This window comes from Pseudomonas sp. LBUM1648, from assembly GCF_059716145.1.
In genome coordinates this window covers 2,776,493-2,800,621 of the sequence record NZ_CP166808.1, presented here as the reverse complement: position 1 = coordinate 2,800,621, position 24,129 = coordinate 2,776,493, and the positions used below count along the sequence as shown (strand labels likewise).

General features: G+C 58.8%; 25 protein-coding genes. 19 read left to right on the top strand and 6 right to left on the bottom strand.

The window, feature by feature from the left end:
* Positions 1–15 precede the first annotated feature (15 nt).
* The 3 genes from ACA043_RS12875 to ACA043_RS12865 all read right to left on the bottom strand — a co-directional run bounded on the left by ACA043_RS12875 (position 16) and on the right by ACA043_RS12865 (position 2,943).
* The gene (locus tag ACA043_RS12875; protein WP_489881214.1) at positions 16–1,566 is read right to left on the bottom strand and encodes a hypothetical protein; all 1,551 of its coding nucleotides are present in this window, start codon (positions 1,564–1,566) and stop codon (positions 16–18) included.
* 266 nt (positions 1,567–1,832) lie between these two features.
* Positions 1,833–2,120, bottom strand: a complete 288-nt coding sequence (locus ACA043_RS12870) for a hypothetical protein (RefSeq protein ID WP_262410331.1) — start codon at positions 2,118–2,120, stop codon at positions 1,833–1,835.
* Positions 2,121–2,184: 64 nt separating this feature from the next.
* Positions 2,185–2,943 carry a PAS domain-containing protein gene (locus ACA043_RS12865; protein ID WP_497659387.1) on the bottom strand — a complete coding sequence of 253 codons (759 nt, stop codon included), beginning with the start codon at positions 2,941–2,943 and terminating at the stop codon, positions 2,185–2,187.
* Positions 2,944–3,203: 260 nt separating this feature from the next.
* On the opposite strand from ACA043_RS12865, the gene ACA043_RS12860 reads away from it, so the two are divergent.
* The 3 genes from ACA043_RS12860 (at position 3,204) to ACA043_RS12850 (ending at position 6,491) form a co-directional block, all read left to right on the top strand.
* Positions 3,204–4,130 (top strand): 4-hydroxyproline epimerase, encoded by a 927-nt coding sequence (locus tag ACA043_RS12860; protein WP_497659386.1) that lies wholly within the window; start codon positions 3,204–3,206, stop codon positions 4,128–4,130.
* Between the two features lie 55 nt (positions 4,131–4,185).
* Positions 4,186–5,133, top strand: coding sequence for a dihydrodipicolinate synthase family protein (locus ACA043_RS12855; RefSeq protein WP_497659385.1), 948 nt, complete (start codon positions 4,186–4,188; stop codon positions 5,131–5,133).
* Between the two features lie 92 nt (positions 5,134–5,225).
* Positions 5,226–6,491 carry an NAD(P)/FAD-dependent oxidoreductase gene (locus ACA043_RS12850; RefSeq protein WP_497659384.1) on the top strand — a complete coding sequence of 422 codons (1,266 nt, stop codon included), beginning with the start codon at positions 5,226–5,228 and terminating at the stop codon, positions 6,489–6,491.
* 47 nt (positions 6,492–6,538) lie between these two features.
* On the opposite strand, the gene ACA043_RS12845 is transcribed toward ACA043_RS12850, so the two are convergent.
* Positions 6,539–7,468 carry a Gfo/Idh/MocA family protein gene (locus tag ACA043_RS12845; protein WP_497659383.1) on the bottom strand — a complete coding sequence of 310 codons (930 nt, stop codon included), beginning with the start codon at positions 7,466–7,468 and terminating at the stop codon, positions 6,539–6,541.
* Positions 7,469–7,657: 189 nt separating this feature from the next.
* Here ACA043_RS12845 and ACA043_RS12840 point away from each other — a divergent pair, with 189 nt between their 5' ends.
* The 5 genes from ACA043_RS12840 (at position 7,658) to ACA043_RS12820 (ending at position 11,194) form a co-directional block, all read left to right on the top strand.
* Positions 7,658–8,365: a tRNA (adenine(22)-N(1))-methyltransferase gene (locus tag ACA043_RS12840; RefSeq protein WP_497659382.1), complete on the top strand. Its 708-nt coding sequence runs from the start codon at positions 7,658–7,660 to the stop codon at positions 8,363–8,365.
* A 163-nt stretch (positions 8,366–8,528) separates the two neighbouring features.
* Positions 8,529–8,744 carry a tautomerase family protein gene (locus tag ACA043_RS12835; protein WP_305443122.1) on the top strand — a complete coding sequence of 72 codons (216 nt, stop codon included), beginning with the start codon at positions 8,529–8,531 and terminating at the stop codon, positions 8,742–8,744.
* A complete protein-coding gene (locus ACA043_RS12830; RefSeq protein WP_497659381.1) occupies positions 8,741–9,397 on the top strand; it encodes a DsbA family oxidoreductase in 657 nt (218 codons plus the stop codon). The genes ACA043_RS12835 and ACA043_RS12830 overlap by 4 nt, the downstream gene beginning before the upstream one ends.
* A 50-nt stretch (positions 9,398–9,447) precedes the next feature.
* The gene (locus tag ACA043_RS12825; RefSeq protein ID WP_497659380.1) at positions 9,448–10,158 is read left to right on the top strand and encodes an SDR family NAD(P)-dependent oxidoreductase; all 711 of its coding nucleotides are present in this window, start codon (positions 9,448–9,450) and stop codon (positions 10,156–10,158) included.
* 112 nt (positions 10,159–10,270) lie between these two features.
* Positions 10,271–11,194 (top strand): LysR family transcriptional regulator, encoded by a 924-nt coding sequence (locus tag ACA043_RS12820; RefSeq protein WP_187678718.1) that lies wholly within the window; start codon positions 10,271–10,273, stop codon positions 11,192–11,194.
* A gap of 14 nt (positions 11,195–11,208) precedes the next feature.
* Here ACA043_RS12820 and curR read toward each other — a convergent pair whose 3' ends face one another.
* Positions 11,209–11,793 carry a TetR family transcriptional repressor CurR gene (gene curR, locus ACA043_RS12815; protein WP_187678719.1) on the bottom strand — a complete coding sequence of 195 codons (585 nt, stop codon included), beginning with the start codon at positions 11,791–11,793 and terminating at the stop codon, positions 11,209–11,211.
* A 210-nt stretch (positions 11,794–12,003) separates the two neighbouring features.
* Here curR and ACA043_RS12810 point away from each other — a divergent pair, with 210 nt between their 5' ends.
* From ACA043_RS12810 to ACA043_RS12770, 9 genes are all read left to right on the top strand, one after another.
* On the top strand, positions 12,004–12,681 hold the full coding sequence (locus ACA043_RS12810) for a type 1 glutamine amidotransferase domain-containing protein (protein WP_497659379.1): 678 nt from the start codon (positions 12,004–12,006) through the stop codon (positions 12,679–12,681).
* Positions 12,682–12,796: 115 nt separating this feature from the next.
* Entirely contained in the window at positions 12,797–13,921 is a 1,125-nt protein-coding gene (locus ACA043_RS12805) for an alkene reductase (RefSeq protein WP_497659378.1), read from the top strand.
* Between the two features lie 186 nt (positions 13,922–14,107).
* The gene (locus tag ACA043_RS12800; RefSeq protein ID WP_497659377.1) at positions 14,108–14,557 is read left to right on the top strand and encodes a thiol-disulfide oxidoreductase DCC family protein; all 450 of its coding nucleotides are present in this window, start codon (positions 14,108–14,110) and stop codon (positions 14,555–14,557) included.
* Positions 14,554–15,108, top strand: coding sequence for a GTP cyclohydrolase I FolE (gene folE / locus ACA043_RS12795; RefSeq protein WP_187678723.1), 555 nt, complete (start codon positions 14,554–14,556; stop codon positions 15,106–15,108). Before ACA043_RS12800 ends, folE begins: the two co-directional genes overlap by 4 nt.
* A 125-nt stretch (positions 15,109–15,233) precedes the next feature.
* The gene (locus ACA043_RS12790; RefSeq protein ID WP_187678724.1) at positions 15,234–15,776 is read left to right on the top strand and encodes a DUF3833 domain-containing protein; all 543 of its coding nucleotides are present in this window, start codon (positions 15,234–15,236) and stop codon (positions 15,774–15,776) included.
* The gene (locus ACA043_RS12785; RefSeq protein WP_497659376.1) at positions 15,773–16,483 is read left to right on the top strand and encodes an SDR family oxidoreductase; all 711 of its coding nucleotides are present in this window, start codon (positions 15,773–15,775) and stop codon (positions 16,481–16,483) included. The genes ACA043_RS12790 and ACA043_RS12785 overlap by 4 nt, the downstream gene beginning before the upstream one ends.
* A gap of 14 nt (positions 16,484–16,497) precedes the next feature.
* On the top strand, positions 16,498–16,800 hold the full coding sequence (locus ACA043_RS12780) for a DUF6482 family protein (RefSeq protein ID WP_187678726.1): 303 nt from the start codon (positions 16,498–16,500) through the stop codon (positions 16,798–16,800).
* Positions 16,801–16,828: 28 nt separating this feature from the next.
* The gene (locus ACA043_RS12775) at positions 16,829–18,367 is read left to right on the top strand and encodes a cryptochrome/photolyase family protein (RefSeq protein WP_497659375.1); all 1,539 of its coding nucleotides are present in this window, start codon (positions 16,829–16,831) and stop codon (positions 18,365–18,367) included.
* Between the two features lie 124 nt (positions 18,368–18,491).
* Positions 18,492–20,663: an ATP-binding protein gene (locus tag ACA043_RS12770; protein WP_497659374.1), complete on the top strand. Its 2,172-nt coding sequence runs from the start codon at positions 18,492–18,494 to the stop codon at positions 20,661–20,663.
* 139 nt (positions 20,664–20,802) lie between these two features.
* Here ACA043_RS12770 and ycaC read toward each other — a convergent pair whose 3' ends face one another.
* Positions 20,803–21,435 (bottom strand): isochorismate family cysteine hydrolase YcaC, encoded by a 633-nt coding sequence (ycaC, locus tag ACA043_RS12765; RefSeq protein WP_497659373.1) that lies wholly within the window; start codon positions 21,433–21,435, stop codon positions 20,803–20,805.
* A 223-nt stretch (positions 21,436–21,658) separates the two neighbouring features.
* On the opposite strand from ycaC, the gene ACA043_RS12760 reads away from it, so the two are divergent.
* A complete protein-coding gene (locus ACA043_RS12760; RefSeq protein WP_497659372.1) occupies positions 21,659–23,227 on the top strand; it encodes a sensor domain-containing diguanylate cyclase in 1,569 nt (522 codons plus the stop codon).
* Between the two features lie 132 nt (positions 23,228–23,359).
* Positions 23,360–24,109, top strand: coding sequence for a helix-turn-helix transcriptional regulator (locus tag ACA043_RS12755; protein WP_497659371.1), 750 nt, complete (start codon positions 23,360–23,362; stop codon positions 24,107–24,109).
* The last annotated feature ends 20 nt before the right edge of the window (positions 24,110–24,129 follow it).

Here is a 24,129-nt window from a genome sequence, read left to right as displayed (position 1 = left end):
AACACTATTGATCCTCTAGACCAATGCCGCCGTCACGCTGTCGAGGATAAGTTTGAGATCGGCAGGCTCATAGCCCTGTGCCTCGTGCTGCGCTTTAGGTTTTCCCGCAGCCGCCATCCGTGTGGTCTGGGAGACCTGAATGCGTTGATACAATTTGTTTGTGTTGCTGCCTCCGGTCCATTTCGTAGTTCGTTCGATCTGTTCGTTGCCGGTGTTTTCGATGAACCTGACACGCATACCCAACAATGCTGCGGCATCCATCGCACCACTGCGCATCCCCAAATGCACCAGTTTACAGCCCCAGCCACGGGCCATTCTCAGGAAAATCGCATACTCGGCAGCACGGTTAGGGCCAATGATTTTGCCGTTGAAGGTTTCCTCGTTTTCGTTTTTCCAATACTCGCCCCAGATCTGCATGCCATTGCGCGATACGGCTGGCGGACCCGCGATGTCCAGTTGATCCATACTGGCGTTCAATTTTTCTGGCAGGCTGTCGTGCCCTTTGGGCTTGCCCACCACAATGATATTTTTTCCGGCTTTGAGCAGACCGCGACAGACTTGGGCAAGACCCATCCAGGTATCGTCCAGTTCTGGGTGAGCGCCACCGTCCTGCCCACTGAATCGCGTCCAGACGATGACGTACTTCGCGCTTCGCACGATCCCTTTACGCCCCAGGAATTTATCGACACGGTAGGCCCAGTAGGAATTGCTGGCCGGGTCAACGTCTGTCCAACCGGACACATTGCCTTTGCCGTCACCTGCCATGACTGAGGCGGCGACATGGGTCGTCGCGCCGCCTACCGGGTTCAGCGTCGCTCCGCTGATCCTGGGTATGAGGCCCAAAAAATCAAGTCCGGCCATGGCAGGGTTGGCTGTCTTGTTCAAACGCGCATCCACGACATCTGTAGCGACTTTACAGGCCGCCTTGGAATCGGCCACTTTCACGGGCAGCAAGCGGTCGCGGGTCAAGCCGCAAGATACCCCGTAGAACGAGATCAGACTTTTGGCACTGCCTGTCTCCTGAGGATTGTCGCTGTAGAACAGGATCAACCGCGACGTCGGTTTGCTCTTCAGAGCAGCCCCCACCGCGAACTGGTCGCCCCCCATGTAGGCCGCCTGATAGTAAAAAGTAACGTAGTGACCGGCAAATGCCACGGGGTCGTTGTCCGCTGCAGCGGTCATCAGCTCGCCGCCCAAAGCCTTTGCCGTATCGCGTAGCGCGTTGTACTTGACCTTGTCCGGCTCTCGCGCCTGCTTGGCTGCCGCCCTTTCCCTCTCACGCTGTTGTGCCACGTGCGTATCCACATCTGACAGGCACTGGCTGATGGTGCGCTGGACGGTTGGCGTACTCTGCAAGGGGTTGGCATTGGCCGCATCCCACACCATCGCCACCGCAGTATCGGGCGCATCCAGCGCGGCCTTCGCCGCGTCGACCGTGGCAAAGCGAATGCAGCCCGTAAACGTGATGAACTTCTGTACCGTGTCTTTGTGATTCCCCAACTGAACACGGTATTGGGCCATCAGGTGATAGGGCGTGATGACTGTATTGCCAATCTGGAATGCCATGACGCGTCCTTGCCTTGAGAGCGCACACAAACATCAACGCTATTGCGCACGTTTCAGATAGCCTTCCCTGCCTCCATCGGCATAGAAAGCCAAACAAATCGAATGAATTCTAGTACCGGTATGCATAGCGTCAAGAAAGGGTCAGGGTGATCGCATCGAGCGTGGTACCACCAGCAGATTTCAGGTGAGCGTTGGCAGAAAGCTCGTCCGCACGCGCAAACGCATGCTGCTTGCCCATCAAAACGACAAACTGCCAGGGTGGACAGTCATTTGCACTTGGCCAACACCACCTGACAAGTATTCGGCGTGCCCCCCGACCGCCCGGCGTAGCGCATGCAATTGGTCATGGATTTTTGCCGAGCCATGTTCAGGCTGGAACCCCAGGCGAGACCGCCCTCCCCAACCGTCGGCAGCGCCTTGGCATAGCAGCTGTCGCCGACGCCTGATGGCGGATAGTGTTTTCGGTTTGAGCAGCCGCCGCTCAGCGCCAGGCTGAGGGCGATCAGGATGGACAAGGGCCACAGCGAGCATCGGCGTCTGAGTATTCCCCTCATCGCGTTTCTCCTGCCGCAATCGGGTCGTGACGTATTGAGTCTAGTCGGTATGCGCAGCGGCCTCTCACTGCTCCGTCGCCTGACGATACTCCCGGGGCGTAAACCCGGTCGAAGCCTTGAACTGCCGGGTAAACGCACTGTGATCGGTGTAACCGCATTGCAGCGCAACGTCGGTGATCGGTAAATCGGTATGCAGCAGACGATGCGCGTGTTCCAGCCGCACCTTCTGGATCATCTGCCGTGGCGTCAGGTGGAACACCCGTTTGCAGTAGCGTTCCAGTTGCGCCACGGAAATACCGGCAATGTGCGTCAGTTCGCCCAATGTGACCCGGCGGTTGAAGTGCGTGCGGATGTGTTCGTCGACAGCGGCCAGCCGCTCAAACGCCGGGTGAGTTTCGCTGGCTGATTGCAGATCTACGGAGATGCCCGCCAACCCGATGATCTGCCCCTCGCGGTTGTACAGCGGTTGTTTATGAGTCAGGCACCAACCCGGTTCGCGACTGCCGTACAGATGCAGCTCCAGCTGATCCTCCAGCACAAAGCCCTCTTCCAGCACTTTGCGATCCTGTTCGGTGTAGCCCGGCCCCAATTGCGCGGGGAACACCTGCACGCTGGTTTTGCCGAGCAACGGACGCAAGTCCTTCAAACCACAGCGCTGCACCAGTGTGCGGTTAGCGAGGACGTAACGGGCCTGAACATCCTTGATGAATATCGCTGCGTTGGGGATCACATCGAGCATCGGCAACAGCAGCGCGGCGCCGGCCAATAGCTCGTCCAGGGTTTGCGGGCGGCTCTGAGACAGCATCGAAAACGCGCTCTTCATTGAAGATCCCTCCCTGTTCGTGGATATGCCAAGTGCCCGTGCTGCGGCAGTCGCGAGCAGATTGCAGCATCGTTCAAGTCGTGTCGAGGGCCGCGTTTCATCGGCGCAACTGTGCCGATTTCGTCATCGATCCCGCTGAAAAACATCAATCACCGCCCTGTCGATGAGTTCAAAGTTTGCCCGTCCCAGTGACACAACTGCCAGCACCGTGAACACACGCCCTGCCGGCGCCTACTGAAATCACTCAACGGCGCACGTCCATGAAACGAGTACACGTCATCGATTCCCACACCGGCGGTGAACCCACGCGCCTGGTGATGAACGGCTTCCCCGAACTGCCCGGCGGCACCATGGCCGAAAAACGCGACGCCCTGCGCGCTCAGCATGATCCATGGCGCCGCGCCTGCCTGCTGGAACCGCGCGGCAACGATGTGTTGGTCGGTGCGCTGTACTGCGAGCCGGTATCGGCGGACGCCACGTGTGGGGTGATTTTCTTTAACAATGCCGGGTATCTCGGCATGTGCGGCCACGGCACCATCGGCCTGATCAATTCGTTGCACTACCTGGGACTGATCGCGCCGGGCGAGCACAAGATCGACACGCCCGTCGGCGCGGTCACCGCGACATTGCATGAAGACAGCAGCGTGACCCTAGGTAACGTGCCGTCCTGGCGTTATCGCAAACAGGTGCCGGTGGAAGTGCCGGGTTACGGCCGTGTGTCCGGCGATATCGCTTATGGCGGCAACTGGTTTTTCCTCGTCTCCGAGCATGGGCAAACGCTGAGCATGGACAACGTTGAACACCTCACCGCGTACACCTGGGCGATGCTCAAGGCTCTCGAAGATCAAGGCATCTATGGCGAGGACGGTGCCGTGATCGACCACATCGAGCTGTTCGCTGACGACGCCAATGCCGACAGCCGCAACTTCGTCATGTGCCCCGGCAAAGCCTATGACCGCTCACCCTGCGGTACCGGCACCAGCGCCAAACTCGCCTGCCTGGCCGCCGACGACAAGCTGCGACCCGGCGAGCGCTGGGTGCAGGCGAGCATCACGGGCAGCCAGTTCGAGGGCCGCTTCGAATGGGCAGGCGAACGCGTTCGCCCGTACATCACTGGCCGCGCCTACATGACCGCCGACAGCACGTTGCTGATCGACGAAGAAGACCCGTTCGCGTGGGGTATCTGAGCTGCTGCGCTGACTTTTCAAGCCAATCCGAATGATGTGCCAAGGAGTTAAAACAATGAGCGACAACGTCTTCACTGGTTGCATGCCGGCCCTGATGACCCCGTGCACCGCCCAGCGCAAACCGGACTTCGACGCATTGGTGGCCAAGGGTCGCGAGCTGATCGATATCGGCATGAGCGCGGTGGTGTATTGCGGTTCCATGGGCGACTGGCCGCTGCTCACCGAGGCCGAGCGTCAGGAAGGCGTGGCGCGGCTAGTCGCGGCGGGCATTCCAACCATCGTCGGCACCGGGGCTGTGAATAGCCGCGAAGCGGTGTCCCATGCCGCCCACGCCGCAAAAGTCGGCGCGCAGGGTTTGATGGTAATTCCACGAGTACTGTCCCGGGGTGCTTCGGCCGCCGCGCAGAAGGCTCACTTCGCTGCAATTCTCAAAGCAGCTCCCGGGCTGCCGGCGGTTATCTACAACAGCCCTTACTACGGCTTCGCCACCCGCGCCGATCTGTTCTTCGACCTGCGTCGCGAGCACCCGAACCTGATCGGCTTCAAGGAGTTCGGCGGCGGTGCCGACTTGCGCTACGCGGCGGAAAACATCACCTCCAAGGATGACGACGTGACCCTCATGGTCGGCGTTGACACCCAAGTGGTGCACGGCTTCGTCAACTGCAACGCCACCGGAGCCATTACCGGTATCGGCAACGCCCTGCCTCGCGAAGTGCTGCAACTGGTGGCGCTGAGCAAGCAAGCGGCCAAGGGTGACGCCAAAGCCCGACGTCAGGCGCAGGAGCTGGAATCGGCGCTGGCGGTGTTGTCGTCCTTCGACGAGGGTTGCGATCTGGTGCTGTATTACAAACACCTGATGGTGCTCAACGGTGACAAGGAATACACCCTGCACTTCAACGAGACCGATGCGTTGAGTGACTCGCAGCGTCGTTACGCGGAGAACCAATACGCGCTGTTCCGTCACTGGTACGAGAACTGGTCGGCAGAGCAGAACTTCGCCTGATCTGGAAAGACTTTGAGCTAGCCGGCGCATTGCTGCCAACGCTGGAGCGCAAGGCCGGTCGCCTGTTCGATGGGCAAAGGGAAAACTGAAAAATGTCGAATAATCCCGTGCACGACATCGCTGTGGTCGGCGCCGGCATCATCGGCGTCGCTTGCGCCCTGCGTCTGGCTCGCCAAGGCCTGCGAGTAATCGTCATCGATCAACAGGAACCCGGCCACGGCGCCTCGTTCGGCAATGCCGGGCATCTGGCGACCGAGCAGGTATTTCCGATTGCCGACGTGTCGATTCTCAAGCGCTTGCCGGCCATGCTGATGGACCCGATGGGCCCGCTGCGACTGGACTGGAAATACCTGCCTCGTGCGCTGCCCTGGTTCACGCGGCTGCTGCTGAATCTGCGCTCGGAACCTTTCCGCCAAACCGTCGCGGGATTGCGCGCGCTGAATGAAAGCAGCCTCGATGCCTGGCATCGTTTACTCGCGGATATCCAGCGCCCCGAACTGCTGAAAGTCGACGGTTCATTGCTGGTATTCGAACGCGCCGAATCGCGTCAGACCATCGAAACGCTGCAGGCTCGCTTGCGTCAGCAGCGAGTGCCTGTCGATTTCTGGCAGGCCGGCGCTGTACAGGAAACCGCGCCGCAACTTAGCGAACAGATTCAGGGCGGCCTGTTCTTTCCGAGCACCGGGCATTTCATCGATCCGTATCGCGTGGTGTGCGAGCTGGTCGAGGCAGCAAAGGCCAGCGGCGTGAGCTTTGTGAAGGAACAGGTTCAGGGCGGGTATGTGCAGGCCAGCGGTGTTTCCCTTATCACCAAAACCGGCGATCTGACCGCGAGCCGCGTATTGATCGCCTGCGGTGCGCACTCGGCAAAACTCACCGCCGCGCTCACGGGCAAGAAAGTGCCGCTGGACACAGAACGCGGTTATCACCTGATGCTGCCCGCCGAACACAACCGCCTGCCCTTCCCTGTCACCTCGCTGGAACGCAAGTTCATCATGACGCCAATGTCCGATGGCTTGAGATTGGCGGGCACCGTCGAGTTCGCCGGGCTGGAGCGGCCACCGAGCATGGAGCGCGCGTGGCAATTGCATCGGTTGAGCAAGGGTTTGTTTCGCAAGGATCTGAGTGCTGAGGCGGCGTCCCCGTGGATGGGGTTTCGGCCGTCGTTGCCGGATTCGCTGCCAGTGATTGATCAGGTGTGCGGGGGCAAAGTGCTGCTTGCTTTTGGGCATCAGCATCTGGGGCTGACGCAGGCGGCGGTGACGGCGGAGATGGTTGTGGGGATGGCCTCTGCGACAGCGCTGAACCCATCAATCGGTTTGCCGAGTATCGAGCCTTACGCGCTTTCTCGCTTCTGATAAAAAAGCCTGCTCTCAGCGCAGGCTTTCGATGGGGTACGTCGGGATCAGGCGTCGTAAAACGCCTCAACCGCCATCCGACTCCCCACAAAGAAACTATCCGCCACCAACCGCAACGGCTGCAGGTCCAGATCACTGGCCTTGTCGTCAATCAACTGCTGGAAATGTCGATACACCGCCGCGTACTCGCCCTCCTCCGACACGGCTTGGCGCACGCCGTCGATACTCAACACCGCGCCCCCGTTATCCAGGCGCAGCACACCCTCGGCGCAGCGAATCTCGATGCTCCAGAGTTCGTCATGACCATGGTCGAAATCGAACTCGGCGCGCACATCGAGGTGGCGCGCGTCAGACATTTTGATCGACGCGGCAATCGGCGACTGGCAGTTGCTCGGTACGCGCAGTTCGGCCGATTCGACGAACAACGGCAGCGCCAGCAAGTGGGTCGCGATCGACAAGGCATTGATGCCCGGATCGAAAACGCCCAGGCCGCCCGGTTGCCAGATCCAGGTTTGGCCGGGATGCCACTTGCGCACGTCTTCCTTCCAGTCGATCTGCACGCTTTGCAGGGTGCGAGTGGCGAGCCAGTCGCGGGCGGCTGCAATGCCCGGCGCATAGCGTGAATGCCAGGCAAACAAGGCGCTGACGCCTTGCTGTTCAGCCAGAGTCACCAACGCCATCGCTTCACCCAACGTGGCGCAAGGCGGTTTTTCCACCAACACATGCTTACCAGCTGCCAGTGCCTGTTGCACCAGAGCGAAGCGACCTTGCGGTGGCGTGCAGAACGCAATCGCATCAACCGGCGGACCGTTTTCAAGCAACTCGCTCAACGACTGAAAATTCTCTACACCGTCGCAGGGCTTGCCTTGCGTGGCGACAGACACCAACTGGAATCCGGGATTGGCGAGGATCGCCGGGACGTGTTGATCCTGCGCAATTTTGCCGTAGCCCACCAGGCCGAGACGGATTGGTTGCATCAATGACTCCTGCTTTTGTTTGTTTTAGTCAGCGAAGCGGCAGATTACCTGCAAACTTCGGCGGAAGTCGCGTAGCTATTAGTCGTGTGCTCTTGTCGCCGGAATTTGACACGCAACGCGTTGCTCGACAAAGTCGCACCCCTTTTGCGGCCGCAGACGCCGCAGGTTTGTGCTGAACAGGGGTTGCCGTTGAACGAACAGACATTGTCCACGCGCCTGGAGCGTGTGGCGGCGCATGTGCCTGCCGGCGCACGGCTGGCCGATATCGGCTCGGATCACGGCTATCTGCCGGTGGCGTTGATGCGCCGTGGTCTCATAGAAGCAGCGGTGGCTGGTGAGGTGGCGTTGACGCCGTTTCATGCAGCCGAACGTACCGTGCGCGAGAACGACCTGCACCACCGAATCACGGTGCGCCTGGCCAATGGTCTTGCGGCTATCAAACCGGAAGACAGGGTCACCGCCATCACTGTTTGCGGCATGGGCGGCGAGACCATTCGGGACATCCTCGACAGCGGCAAAGCGCACTTGAGCGGCGAAGAACGCCTGATCCTGCAACCCAACGGCGGCGAGCAGCCACTGCGCCAATGGCTGATGAATAACCGCTACCGCATCCTCAGCGAAGAAGTGCTGCGAGAGAACCGTTTCGACTACGAAATCATCGTTGCCGAGCGTGCAGCGTCAGTGACCTATACCGACCAGGAGCTGTACTTCGGCCCGTTACAGATGCAGGCACGCAGTCCGGCGTTTCTGACCAAGTGGCAACGCAAGCTGCGCCAGAAGCAGAAGACCCTGAGCCACTTTTCCCGGGCCCGGCAGGCGTTGCCCGAGGCGAAAGTGCAAGAGGTCGCGCGACAGGCAAAGTGGATCGAGGAGATGTTGGCCCCGGCCGCGCTGTAGCTCCGGGTGGTGCCGCAATCGGGGCCATCGCGCCCTTTACATTTGATACACCGCATCACAAATGATGTACCTCAAGCCCCATTTATCAATCTCCAGCAACTTCTTAAAGTTCTCTCCAACAGCAGCCCATCATCCCGACAGGCCTGCGACTGGAGATATTCAAATGCCTTTCATCAGCGTGCGTATCACCCGTGACGGCGTCACCCGGGAGCAGAAAGCCCAGGTGATCAAGGAAATCACGGAAACGATGGAACGGGTTCTGAACAAGGATCCGAAACTCACCCACATCGTGATCGAGGAAGTTGATACCGATAACTGGGGTTATGCCGGTATGACGACCACGGAGTACCGCAAACAGTTGTCGGACTCGCAGTCATGAGCCGCACCGTAAAAATCGACTTTGTCTCGGATGTTGTCTGCCCTTGGTGTGCACTGGGTGCTACTGCACTTGAGCAAGCGATCGTGAACCTGGCCGGTGAAGTCGAGGTTGAGCTGACTTACAAACCGTTCGAGCTGAATCCGGACATGCCGGCGGAAGGTGAAAACGCCATCGCCCACATGATCCGCAAGTACGGCCGCACGGCTCAGCAAGTGGCCGAGCGCAACGCAATGATCATTGAACGCGGCGCGCAGATCGGTTTTCGCTTTGACCTGGAAAAACGCAGTCATTTTTACAACACGTTCGATGCCCATCGCTTGTTGTTTTGGGCATCGACACAGGGGCTCCAGCGCGAACTGAAGAAAGTCCTGTTACGGGCTTACTTCACGGACGGAAAGAACCCGAATGACCGTGAAACGCTGGTGACGCTGGCTGGCGAAGTTGGCCTTGATACCGAACGTGCGCAGGCAGTGCTGGCATCCGATGAGTTGAGTCGCGAAGTTCGTGAACTTGAAGCGTTTTACCAGCAGCGCGGCATCAACTCGGTTCCGGCGATGGTTCTGAATGATCGGCAACTCATGTCCGGATCGCAATCGGTCGCCGAATACGAGCAAGCGCTACGTCAGGCAGCGCAGGTCGCGGCTCACGTCTGACAGTTGCAAATTTGTTTACTCAATTAACTTCGATTCAATGAGGATTCATCATGAGCACGTCCAATAAAGTAGTAGTGATTACTGGCGCATCCCAAGGCATTGGCGCAGGTCTGGTAAAGGGTTTTCGTGATCGCGGCTATCAGGTGGTCGCCACTTCCCGCTCCATCAAACCGTCTACAGACCCGGATATTCTGACTGTCGCTGGCGACATTGCTGACCCTGAAACCGCCGAGCGCGTTATCCGCGAAGCCGTTGCACGCTTCGGCCGTATCGATACGCTGGTCAACAATGCCGGTATCTTCGTGGCGAAACCGTTCACCGAGTACAGCAAAGCAGATTACGCTCAGGTCGTGGCCACCAACATGAGCGGCTTCTTCCACATCTCCCAACTGGCCATTGCCGAGATGGAGAAGCACAGCAGCGGACACATCGTCAGCGTCACCACCAGCCTGGTGGATCATGCGATTGACGGCATACCGTCGGTGCTGGCCTCGCTGACCAAGGGTGGCATCAACGCTGCGACCAAATCGCTGGCCATCGAGTATGCCAAGCGCGGCATTCGGGTCAACGCCGTGTCACCAGGCATCATCAAGACGCCGATGCATGGTGTCGAGACTCACGAAGCGCTCGGCAACCTGCACCCGGTTGGCCACATGGGCGAGATTGATGACATCGTTCAAGCGATCCTTTATCTGGACACCGCGAACTTCGTGACCGGCGAAATCCTTCACGTCGACGGGGGCCAGAGTGCAGGTCATTGATCCAGACGTTTTGATTACGACATGAAAAAGCACCGCCGGCCTATACCGGCGGTGCCTTTTCATGTGGTACACACCCGAATGAAATGTCCGTTGATTCTCGGTGTAATCGATTATGAAGCGCCACTTTGATGACTTGCAGTTGGGCAGTATCGAGCTCTTTTGCCTCGCCGCCGAGGCCGGTAGCTTCACGGCTGCCGCACAACTGGCCGGAGTAACACCGGCAGCGGTGAGCCGGTCGATTCTGCGCATGGAGCAGAGGCTGGGTTCGCGCCTGTTTACCCGAACGACGCGCAGCATTCGATTGACCGAAGCGGGAAGAAAGTTTTTCGAGCAATGCAGTCAGGCGCTGACGCAATTGGTTGAAGCCCAGCAAGAAGTCATGGGCGCGCAGACGACACCTTCGGGGCAGTTACGCATCAGTGTGCCGACCACGTACGGGCATCACCGCATTCTGCCGCTGTTGCCAAAGTTTCGCGCGCTCTATCCCGAAGTCTCCGTGGATATTCACTTGGGCAATCGCAACATCGACTTCGTCGCGGAAGGTTACGATCTGGCGATCCGGGTTCGGGCGCAACCGGACTCGACCATGATCGCGCGCTTGCTCGAAGACGCGAAGCTGGTGGTGGTCGCCTCGCCCGACTATCTGCACAAGGCCGGCATGCCGAAAACCCTGGAAGACCTGGATCAGCACGAGTGCATCCAGTTTGAGTTGCCCAGCAGCGGGAGAAAAATTTCGTGGCTGTTTCTGGAGGATGGCACGGATCGTGAGGTGTACTCCGACGGAGGCTACTCCTGTTCTGACGATGTGCTCGGCGGTGTGACGCTGGCCAGAAACGGCGCGGGACTGTTCCAGACCTACAAGTTCATTGTCGAACAGGAACTGGCAGACGGCCGTCTCGTCGAGGTTCTTCAGCCCTATAAGGGTCGTTCCCGGCCATACACCTTGCTGTACCCGCACGGTCGCTACGTTCCCCAACGCGTGCGGGCGTTCGTGGACTTCCTGCTGCAATATCGCGATGAATGGGCGGTGATTTAACCGTGAACGCCGCGTCAAACACCCAGCAGCTGCTTGGTCGTCGCCATCGAGGTGTTCAGCGACTGCCCCGTGCGCTGCAGTTTGTTTAACAGGCTGGCGCCCAACCACAGTTGATACAGGGTTTCCGCCAAGTGCCGGGCGTCTCCCGCAGGCAGGCTTTTTTCAGCCTGGCCCTGTTCGATGCACTGGGTAATGCGGGCCACCACCCGTTCGGCGCCATCTCGCAATGTGAGGCGCATGGACTCGGACAAGTCGGCCACTTCGGCACTGAGCTTGACCACCAGACATTCGTCGCCATGCCCTTCAAGAGTGCAACGGTTCTGCCAGCCCTGCCAGTAATCCATCAGCCGCTCATAGGCGTTCAGCCCTGGCAGAGTCAGGCGCTGCTCCATGTCGGCGAGATAACAGACAAAGTAATCCTCAAGCAAGGCCTGTCCGTAGAGTTCCTTGGATTTGAAGTAGTGATAGAACGAGCCTTTGGGCACACCTGCGGTTTGCAGGATCTCGTTCAGGCCAACACTGGTGAAGCCCTTCTCGGCCATCATCCGGTGACCCGTGTCGAGCAAGTGTTGGCGAGTATCGTCGTAGGTCGCTTTCATGGGGCGCTAAATACCAAACAATAGACCAGTCGTATATTTCGAAGAAATGCGAGTTTGCCACACCCGAGGTCTAAAAACCCACAGGCAAAAAAATTACTAGACGACTGGTCTAATTGGAATCTATGCTGTGTCCCGACAAACATCACCGGGTGTCCCCAACGTGCGAATCCGTCGCGCTTCGATAACACCTGATCAATGCAAGGGTGCTTTATGAAAATCCTGATGGTTCTGACTTCCCACGATCAACTCGGCAACACCGGCAAGAAAACCGGTTTCTGGCTCGAAGAATTCGCCGCGCCCTACTACGCCTTCAAGGATGCCGGTGCACAGATCACCGTGGTTTCGCCGGCCGGCGGCCAGCCACCGCTCGATCCGAAAAGCGACGAGCCGGATGCACAAACCGCAGAAACCGAGCGCTTTCGCAATGACCCGGCGACGCAACAGGTACTGGCCCACACCGGGCGTCTGGGCGATGTCAGCGCTGATGATTTCGATGCCGTGTTCTACCCAGGTGGCCACGGCCCGCTGTGGGACCTGGCCGAAGACAAGCAGTCGATCGCGTTGATCGAAGCTTTCGACCGCGCCAACAAGCCCCACGGATTTGTCTGCCATGCACCGGGTGTGCTGCGTCACGTCCTGAATGCCGACGGCAAACCGCTGATTCAAAACCGCGAAGTGACGGGCTTCACCAATGCCGAAGAAGCGGCGGTCGGTTTGACGGAAGTGGTGCCTTTCCTCATCGAAGACGAGTTCCAGCGTCTCGGCGGGCGTTATTCCAAAGTCGCCGACTGGCAGGTGTATGTGGTGGCTGACGGGCAACTGGTCACCGGACAGAATCCGGCAAGCTCCGCCGCTGTGGCGGAAAAGCTGCTGAAAATGCTCGGCTAAGTCTTTTACAACTCCAGACACCGTGTGCGGCTTGCACGGTGTTTTTTTTCGCCCACCAACTAGTCGACTGGTCTAATAAACGACCGGATTGCAGACATTTATCAAGGTCAACTCCATGAACAACAGCAGCTTCTTCAAGCCCGCCAAACTGGGCGTTCACACCCTGAAAAACCGCATCGTCCTGCCGCCCCTCACCCGCCAGCGCAGTACGCAACCGGGCAACATCGCCAACGAGCTGATGGCCGAGTATTACCAGCAGCGTGCCGGCGCCGGTTTGCTCGTCACCGAAGGCACACAGATCGAACCGCGTGGCCAGGGTTACGCCTGGACCCCGGGCATTCACACGCCCGAGCAAATCGCCGGATGGCGCAAAGTCACCGAGGCCGTGCATGCTGTCGATGGCGTGATCTTCGCCCAGTTGTGGCATGTGGGCCGGGTGTCCCACACCACGTTGCAGCCCGAAGGCGCGGCACCTGTATCAGCGTCCGCAGTGTCGACCGACCGAGTCAGCGTGTTCATCGAAACCGCGCCTGGCGCGGGTGAGCTGGTATCGCCGTCCGCTCCTCGCGCGTTGACCACCGATGAAGTGCAGGAACTGATTCAGCTCTACATTCAGGCTGCACGCAACGCGATGGACGCCGGGTTCGACGGCATCGAACTGCACTGCGCCAACGGCTATCTGGTCAACCAGTTCATCTCCGCCCACAGCAACCTGCGCACCGATCAGTACGGTGGTTCGTTGCACAATCGCCTGCGTTTTCTGCGCGAAGTTGTAGCCGGTGTCGCCGAGTGCATCGGCAAGGAGAAAGTCGGCGTACGTTTCGCGCCGCTGTTCAGCACCACCGATGAAGCGCGGACTTACCTGGGCCTGGTCGAGGAAGATCCGCACACCACTTACATCGAGGCGATCAAAGTGCTGGAAGAGGTAGGCATTGCCTATCTGTCGATCGCCGAAGCGGACTGGGACAATGCACCCGCCATGCCGCAAACCTTTCGCCAGGCGGTGCGCGACACCTTCAGCGGCGCGATCATTTACGCCGGACGCTACAACGCGCAATCCGGTGCACAGTTGCTCGATTCTGGCCTGGCAGACTTTGTCGCCTTCGGCCGCCCGTTCATGGCCAACCCGGACCTGCCCGCGCGGATCGCCAATGACTGGCCGCTGAACGCGCTGAACCCGGCCACGGTGTATGGCGGCAATGCCGAAGGATATGTGGATTACCCGGCCTACCTCGCCTGACGCAAAGAGCCCGAAACAGTGCTCCCGCTCTTGCGGGAGCGCTGCTTTGCGCCGCCCAATCCGCTCCCGGTTCTGTGGGGCGCCTGGATGTAACGACTTCCTATCTTCACAAAAAGAGTGGCGCTCCATTGTCAGCTCGATTTTTTCGGCCTATCTTTATAAAAAACCTATACAAGGCATGCCGCAATGTACAACTTAGAGCCGTGGCCGCTGACGCTTTACTTTGACGGTGAATGCCCGCTCTGTGCGCGAGAAATCAAGCTGTTACGCCAACACGCCGTCGAAACACGCCTGTGCTTCGTTGACCTTAGCCATGAGGACTTCGATCCAGCCGCACTGGGGTTCACGCTTAAGCAAATGCAATCCGCACTGCATGCACGATTCGACGATGGACGCTGGGTAAAAGGCCTCGACGCTACGCTATGGAGCTGGCGAGCCGCAGGGCTTGGCGTCTGGGTCGCCCCCCTGAGCTGGCGTTTGACCCGGCCTTTGTTTGCCATTGCTTATCGCTTGTTCTGCCACCTGCGTCCTCACTTGGCCTGGCTGCCTCACCCGGACGGCAGCCGTCGTTGTCACGACAGCCACAGCAGTTGCCGCACTCCTATCCTGTCGCAACGCCGCGAGAAATCCGAATGACTGAATCATTAGCCAACCATTACCGTGAAATTCTTCTCGGCGTCGGTGAAAACCCCGACCGCGAAGGTCTGCGGGACACGCCCAAGCGTGCAGCCAAAGCCATGCAGTACCTGTGCGACGGCTACTCGATGAACCTGGAAGGCATCATCAACGGCGCGCTGTTCGAGTCACAGAACGATGAAATGGTCATCGTTCGCGACATCGAGCTTTATTCACTGTGCGAACACCACATGCTGCCCTTCATCGGCAAGGCCCACGTGGCCTACATCCCGACGGGCCGGGTGCTGGGGCTGTCGAAAGTGGCCCGGGTGGTCGATATGTTCGCGCGCCGCTTGCAGATCCAGGAAAACCTGACCAGACAGATCGCCGATGCGATCCAGCAAATTACCGATGCTGCGGGTGTAGCCGTGGTCATTGAGGCCCGGCACATGTGCATGATGATGCGCGGTGTGGCAAAGCAGAATTCGGTCATGACGTCGTCGGTCATGCTCGGTGCCTTTCGAGAGTCCTCCAGCACGCGTCAGGAGTTCCTCCAACTGATCAGCCGATGAAAGTGATTTCGTTGGCGGTTTGTCGAGTCAAATACGCCATTAAACCTGTACAAGCATAGATAGCTGTACAAGCACTTTTGTGGAATGTCCTCCACCTTGACCTGTGTATTCAGGGAGTAAAAACAATGACCCGTTTTTTGGTTTTACTGGCTCTGGTGCTCAGCCTGTCGAGCTGTGGCAGCGTCGAGGTCGGGCACTATGCCGACCAGCAACCGGCCTTCAACCTGGAGAAGTTTTTCAGCAAACCCGTCAAAGCCTGGGGGATGTTTCAAAAACGCTCTGGCGAAGTCGTCAAGCGCTTCGAGGTGAACATCGAGAGTCGCCGCGAGGGAAACAACCTGATTCTGGACGAGCGTTTTCTCTATAGCGACGGCACTCGCGAGCGTCGCGTCTGGACCCTGACCCCGGAAGGTGCGGGCAAATGGCGCGGCCGCGCCGGCGATGTGGTCGGTGAGGCGAAGGGTGAAGTCGCCGGCAACGCGCTGCGTTGGCGCTACATCCTGAGCCTGCCGGTCGATGGCTCCGTTTATGAAGTGAGCATGGACGACTGGATGTACTTGATGGACGAAGACACCTTGATCAATCGCACCACCATGTCCAAGTTCGGTGTCGAGATCGGCCAAGTGACATTGTTCTTCCGTCGCCAGAGTGCGGGAGACAATCAATGACCGACTCGCTCACGATGACTTCACTGGGTGACGGCTACCGCGCCCTGGTAATCGGCGCCAGTGGCGCACTCGGCGCTGCGTTCTGTGAGTGGCTGAAGCAGGACTCTCGATGTGCAGGTGTTCGTGAACTGGGGCGTAAAACGGATCCCCCGCTGGATCTGGAACGGCCAGAGACAATTGCCAGCGCCGCCGCGGAACTGGCGACAGAAGCGCCTTATCAACTGATCGTACATGCCGCCGGCCTGCTGCATCGCGATGCGATCAAACCGGAAAAAAGCTACAGCGCGATGGAACACGACGCGCTCCAGGCAGTGTTTCAAGTAAATACGCTGGGGCCGGCGATGGTCTTGCGCCACTTCCTGCCACTGCTCGATCCCCATGGTGCAATGGCGATGCTTTCGGCCAAGGTCGGCAGCATCGACGATAACCGTTTGGGCGGCTGGTACGCCTATCGCGCCTCCAAGGCCGCGCTGAACATGTTGATCAAAACCGCGGCCATCGAACTGGCCCGCACTCGCCCTCACAGTCGCCTGCTGAGCCTGCATCCAGGCACAGTCGTTTCGGCGCTGTCGCAACCTTTTCGCGGTGCATCGGCGGCCCGCCCGGCCAGCGTTGCCAGCCACGAATTATTGACCCTGATCGACCGGCTGACGCCGTCAGACAGCGGCCATTTCTTTGCCTACGACGGAGAACGCCTACCCTGGTAGGCAAGGAGTGATTGATGAATCTGCAAACCCTCACCGAACGCGCCGCCAATAGCGAAATACGTGAACTGGAACTGCTGTCGCTCGAAGGTGGCTTTTATCTGGCGCGCATCCGCATGGATCACGGCCATTTCACCTTGCTCGACGATGCGGCAAAACCCATGCGACTGCGCTCAATCAGTCATCTGCGGGACTTGCTGCAAACCGTTCCGGCGTTTCCCTGCGTGTTGGTGCAGCAATGTGTCCACGACGAAATGTGCGGCCGGGATTCAGGCCCGGTCGAAGAGTTGCGGCTGCCTTTTTCGCTGACAGCAACTTGATGAAGCGGACGCTGCTGGACTGTTCCGAATGAGCAAGGTCAATCGCCTGTGCCTGATCCTCGGTGATCAGCTTTCGTTTGACCTGGCCTCATTACAGGGGCTCGATCCCGAACGGGATGCGGTGCTCATGGTCGAGGTGATGGAAGAAGCCAGCCATGTGCCTCATCACCCACAAAAGATTGCCCTGATCTTTAGCGCCATGCGTCATTTCGCCAAGGCGTTGCAAGCGAGAGGCGTACGTGTCGAGTACGTCACCCTTGATGATCCGCACAACAGCGTATCAGTGCCAGGTGAACTAGGTCGCTGGCAGGCACTTCTGCAACCGGAAGAGCTGCACGTCACTGAATGTGGCGACTGGCGTCTGGAGCAGTCTCTCAGGGACTGTGATCCAGCCATTCATTGGCATGCCGATACGCGTTTTCTGTGCAGTCGAACGGAATTCAGTGCGTGGGCGGCCGGCAAAAAGCAGCTGCGTATGGAGTTTTTCTACCGCGAGATGCGCCGCAAGAGCGGGCTGTTGATCAATGGCGACGGTACGCCGGTCGGCGGCGCCTGGAACTTTGACGCCGAAAACCGCAAAGCCCTGCCCAAGGGAGTGAAAGCGCCCTACCCGGCGGGTTTTTCCAACGACGCCATCACCCTCGAAGTCCTTGCGCTGGTCAAAGCACGTTTCAGCCACCACTACGGTTCTCTGGACGATTTCAACTATCCAGTGACCCACGCCGACGCTCAATCACTGTGGCGTTACTTCCTCGATTATGGCCTGGCCGGGTTCGGCGATTATCAGGATGCCATGGCCAGCGATGAACCCTTTCTGTTCCATGCGCGCATCAGCGCTGCGCTCAATATCGGACTGCTGGATTTGCGTCAGGTGTGCAGTGACGTGGAGTCGGCTTACTGGTCAGGCAGCGTTGCGCTGAATGCCGCCGAGGGATTCATTCGTCAACTGATAGGCTGGCGCGAATACGTACGTGGTGTTTACTGGCTGAAGATGCCTGACTATGCCCAAGGCAATTCATTTGGTAACAAGCGCCTCTTGCCGGAATTCTACTGGACTGGCGAAACGAAAATGAACTGCATGCGTCAGGCAATCGGCCAAAGCCTGAAACACGCCTATGCTCACCATATCCAGCGGCTGATGGTCACGGGGAATTTTGCGTTGCTCGCCGGCATCGCGCCGAGCCAGATCTGCGAGTGGTATCTGGCCATCTATATGGATGCGTTTGATTGGGTGGAATTGCCCAATACCTTGGGCATGGTCATGCACGCTGACGGAGGTTATCTCGGTTCCAAGCCTTACTGCGCCAGCGGCCAATACATCAATCGAATGTCTGACTACTGTCGCGGCTGTGCTTACAAGGTCAGCGAAAGCACTGCTGACAACGCATGCCCTTTCAATGCGTTGTACTGGCATTTTCTGATGCGCCATGGCGATCTTTTACGCAGCAATCAACGTATGGGCATGATGTACAAAAACCTCGACCGCATGCCTGAGGCCAAGCAGCAGGCGCTTTGGCAGCGAGGCGAGAAGCTGCTCGCCACACTGGATGCCGGCGAGGCGTTATAAAACGGGCTTCCCCCTCCTGTGCGGGTGCAACTTAACCATCAGACGGCGTGTCAATGTGAGGATCCCCAGTATTCGATTGAACCGCGTTGAATGAATTCAAACAAAAATCAAGAAGGCCCCTGTGGTGGAAATTCTGAAGCATCTTACTCGCGAGGAGCTTGAGGCAGAGGTGATGCGCCTGCGCCTGGCTCTGGAGAGCAGCGCAGTAGCAACACCGGATATGGCCCAGCAGCTTGCAGCCAGCCGAGTGGCGCTCGCCAATAGTGAGGCGCGCTTCAGTACCATTCTGGAAACCATCGAGGCCGCATTCGCCATCGTCAAAGTCAAATTCGACGCCGACGACCACCCCGTGGATTATTGTTTCGTCGAGGCCAACCCGGCGTTCGAACGTCAGTGCGGCGTCAACCTGCGGGGTAAATGGGTCACAGAGTTCGCCCCTAACCTTGAGAAGTTCTGGTTCGAGACTTACGGACACGTGGCCAAGACCGGCGAGCCGGCAAACTTCGAGAATTACGCCAATACGTTTGAACGCTGGTTCGATGTGCGTGCAGTGCGGGTCGGTGACCCTGCCGATCGCCAGATCGCGATTTTCTTCAGCGACGTCACCGCACGCCGAGACGCCGAAGAGCGCTTGCGGATCAGCGAAGCGGTCGCGCGGGAAAACGTCGAGCGCGTACAACTCGCCCTCGCGGCCGGCGCCATTATCGGTACCTGGCACTGGGATCTGCCGACCGATCGCTTCACTGTGGATGAGTCCTTCGCCAGGGTTTTTGACCTTGATCCCGCATTGGGCCGCGACGGCCTGACCCTGGAACAAGTGGTGATGACCGTACACCCCGATGACAGAGAGGGGCTCACCGGTGCGATCAATGAAGCGATTGCCCGTGGCGGCGCCTACTCCCATCAATACCGGGTGCGCCGCGCCGACGGGAAATACAACTGGATCGAGGCCAACGGTCGCGTCGAATGCGCCGACAACGGCACCCCGCTGCGCTTTCCCGGTGTGCTCATTGATGTTGAGGATCGGCGCAATGTCGAGGCGGAGCGCGACCGCGCCAACGCCGAATTGCGCGCGCTCAACGAAACTCTGGAACAGCGTGTATTGGCACGCACAGCCGATCTCATGCAAGCCGAAGAGAAACTGCGCCAGTCACAAAAAATGGAAGCGGTCGGCCAACTGACCGGCGGCCTGGCCCATGACTTCAACAATCTTCTCGCCGGCATCTCGGCCGCCCTGGAACTGATCGAAAAACGCATTGCTCAAGGCCGCCTGAAGGAGGTCGACAAGTATTTGGTCACCGCCCAGGGCGCGACTAAACGCGCCGCGGCCCTGACCCATCGCCTGCTGGCCTTCTCCCGACGCCAGACCCTCGATCCACGGCCAACGGATGTGAACACCCTGATCGCCGGGGTGACCGAACTGATCCAGCGCACCGTCGGCCCGAGCATACGTTTGAATACCGTCGCCGCACCCGATCTCTGGCCAGCCCTCGTCGACGCCAGCCAACTGGAAAACGCCCTGCTGAATTTGTGCATCAACGCCCGCGATGCCATGCCCGATGGCGGAAGAATCACAGTCGAGACGGCCAATCGAACAATGGCGTTCGAGACCGCCCGTGCTCTGGACATGCCCGAGGGGGAATACCTTTGTCTATGTGTCACTGACACCGGCACTGGCATGAGCGCTGACGTCATCGCGAAAGCCTTCGACCCGTTTTTCACCACCAAGCCGCTCGGCCAAGGCACCGGCCTGGGGCTGTCGATGATCTACGGGTTCACCAAGCAATCCGGCGGTCAGGTGCGGGTGCATTCGAAAGTAGGTCAAGGCACCACGATGTGCATCTACTTGCCTCGGTACCGCGGGGAGGCGCTGCAAAATCACGATGCCACTCACAGCACGACAACACCTCTGGCAAAAGCGGGGGAAACCATCCTGATTGTCGACGACGAGCCGACAGTGCGGATTTTGCTCAAAGACGTACTCAGCGAACTCGGCTACACCCTCCTGGAAGCGGCCGACAGCGTCGAGGGACTGGAAGCATTACGCTCCAGCGCACACATCGATTTGCTCATCACTGATGTCGGATTGCCTGGCGGTATGAACGGGCGACAGATGGCCGATGCGGGCCGGGAAATCCGCCCAAAACTGAAGACCTTGTTCATTACCGGCTACGCCGAAAACGCCGTTATCGGCAGCGGCCAACTCGGGCCGGGCATGCAAGTGCTGACCAAGCCCTTTGCCGTTGACACACTGGTTTCGCGCGTCGGCAACTTGATGTCCGCCAAACTGGATTGAGGCTGCCTCAGGCAACGACTCGCAGGCATGGCTGCGCCCGATATTGCACTTCGGGGTCACCGCCAGGATTGCACTTTCAAACTGCAGAAAAAACCAAAGCCTGCTTTTAAGGGCAGGCTTCTGGCATTGCAGCGTTGGCTTACTTCTGCTGAGCGGTCAGCGCCGCATAGCCATTCATCAAATTGCGATAGTTCGGAATTCGCTGCGACAGCAAGTTACCCAGCCCTTCGATGTCATTGCGCCAGTCGCGGTGCAGCTCACAGGCCACCGAGAACCAGTTCATCATCTGTGCGCCGGCCTGGGTCATGCGGTTCCACGCAGCTTGTTGCACGGTAGTGTTGAAGGTGCCGGAGGCATCGGTCACCACGAACACATCAAACCCTTCCGCCAGCGCCGACAGGGTCGGGAACGCTACGCACACATCCGTCACTACACCGGCAATGATGATCTGCTTGCGGCCGGTGGCCTTGATCGCCTTGACGAAGTCTTCGTTGTCCCAGGCGTTGATCTGGCCTGGGCGAGCGACGTACGGCGCGTCGGGGAACATCTCTTTCAGCTCCGGTACCAGCGGGCCGTTCGGGCCTTGTTCGAAACTGGTGGTGAGGATGGTCGGCAGTTCGAAGAACTTGGCCAGATCGGCCAGCGCCAGCACGTTGTTCTTGAACTCGTTCGGCGAGAAGTCCTGCACCAGAGAAATCAGACCAGTCTGGTGATCAACCAGCAGAACTACGGCGTCGTCTTTGTTGAGGCGGTTGTAGGTTGGAGTGTTCATCTGTGCGTCCCTTTGTAATTGTGGAAGTTCGTTTGCGTTCAAGATGGGCACAGATTACTGAGACACTGAAACGGGATAAATCGGCTGAAAAGCGTTTCTCCGTCAACTCAGAAGAGACAATCAATTCATACTGAATCTTGCTCCGACAACAACCCGACCTTTATGGCGATCCTTGTCATACTGTTGCCATGCATTACGTTGAATCGAAACCAAGGAGATGTTCATGCTCGGACGCCACCCGCCAGAGCGGAACGCTGACAAGCTCACCTCCCCCGCTGCCCTGAAAGCCGTGAGGGCGGGATCGACTTTTCGACTCACGGTCAGTTTCATGCTGGTGGTGGTCGTTGCCTTTCTGGCAGTCGAGAGCTGGCGGACATGGCGCGACTATCGCGCCGCCTTCGCCTCCGCGCGCGACTCAGTCACCAACCTGACCCGTGCGACGGCTCAACATGCCGAAGACACCATTCGGCAAATGGATGTGCTGACGGCGGCCCTCAGCGAGCGGATCGAAGGCGATGGTCTGCAAAACCTCGATGTGCCGCGCATTCACAAACTGCTGGTGCAGCAATCGACAATCATGCCGCAGTTGCACGGTTTGTTTATCTACGGGCCTGACGGACAGTGGATCGTGACCGACAAGGAGGTCACGCCCGAGACTGCTAATAACGCCGACCGCGATTATTTCCAGTACCACCGCACCCATGACGATCGGCAAGTGCGCATTGGCGAGGTGGTCGAAAGCCGCTCCACCCACGACCTGATCATTCCCATCTCGCGCCGCCTGAATACTCCCGATGGCTCGTTCGCCGGTGTGCTGCTGGGCACGATCAAAGTGAGCTATTTCGTCGATTACTACGGCGACTTCAGGATCGACGACAAAGGCGCGCTGGTGTTGGCCAAACGTGACGGCACAATCCTCGTGCGCCGCCCGTTCATTGCGTCAGTGATCGGCAAGAGCCTGGCCAACAGCGAGATATTCAAGACCTACCTGCCCAACTCCAATGTGGGCATCGCGCAAGTGCGCGCCGTCATCGACGACACCGAACGTCTGTACGGCTACCGCGCCCTCAGCACTTATCCGCTGGTGGTGGAGGCCGGGCTTTCCCAGGAATCGATCATCGAACCATGGCGTCAGGACTTGCTGAAAAACGGCTTCGTGCTGGTGTTTCTGATCCTGGTGCTGACTTGTTTCGGCCTCATCGTACTGAGCCAGCTGCGCCAGCGCATGGCGATGGAGCGGGAAATCCGCCACGCCCACCAGACCATGCGCGACATGGCGCTGACCGACAGCCTCACCGGACTTGGCAACCGGCGCCGACTGGACAATGCGCTGGCCGATGAAGTCCGTCTGGCCCGGCGCCAAGGCTCGGCACTCTCGCTGATCATGCTCGATGTCGACTACTTCAAACGCTACAACGACCAATACGGACATGCCGCCGGAGATGACTGCCTGAGCGCGGTCGGACGCGCGATCCAACAAGCGGTCAAGCGTCCGGGTGATCTGGTCGTGCGCTACGGCGGCGAGGAGTTCACCGTGCTGTTACCCAATACCGATAGCGATGGAGCGATTCAGGTGACCGAAGATATTCTGCAAACCATACGCTCGCTCAGAATGGAACACGCCGGGCACCCTTTGGGCTATGTCACGGCCAGTGCCGGGATTACCACGCGTCATCCGGTCGATGACACGGTCACGCCTGCCACCTTGCTGAAATCGGCGGATACCTGCCTGTACCAGGCCAAGCAACAGGGCAGAAACCGTTGGTGCTCAACGGCTCCGGTTATGAGCTAATAACGCCTTCATTAAACCGTCGCTCAAACGTTGTACTAGGATAAGAACCAATTTCTGCAATTTTCGTCGCTCAAGGACATCGTCGACAAAGTCGCAAGAGTGTTAGCCCCCGCAAACTCATGGATGATGTAAATGAATTCATACCTGTTCCCTCACATCGGCAAAGTCATCGCCAGCACTGGCAGCCGTCATTTCCCGCGCATGCTGCATGACCTGATCCTCACTCAACTGGCAGTCGATGCCACGCACATCCGCCAGATGCGTGTTGAACCGGTGGGCCGCACCGCGACCCGTAGTGAACCGGAACCCATGAAAGAGCCGGCGTTGTTAGCCGAAACGGTATTTTCCGACCGCAGTGTCGCGGCGGTCGACGATTTGCCTAATCCGGAATCATCGACCGCCGCCGAGGCTTCGCAACTGCACCTGACCCGGCGCAAGGACGGTTACCGCTACGTGATTTCGGTATACCGCAACGGCCAGTCGCAACGCTTTTCCGCGCAGGAGCGCAGCCTGTTGCAGGACATCTCCCCGGTTCTGTTGCCGATGGTGGAAAAGCACATCGATGCACTCCAGCCAACCAACCCTTGTGCAGAAAACCCGGGCGAAGCTGCCGAGGGCACGGGACTGGAAACCCTGCGGGCGCGCTTCAATGAACGCTTGCAGCAATTGGGGTTGAGTCTGTCCAATCGTGAAACCGAAGTGTGCATCGGCCTGCTTGCAGGACGTACTGCGCCGGAGCTGGCCGAGCAATTGCAGTTGAAGGTCAACACGGTAGAGAGCTATCTCAAGCGCGCGGCGATCAAGTTGGGGATCAGCGGGCGGCATTCGTTGATGCGCTGGATGTATTCGCCGCAGGAAACTTCGGCTTCCACGGCGGCCTGACAAAAATCCCACCTGTAGGA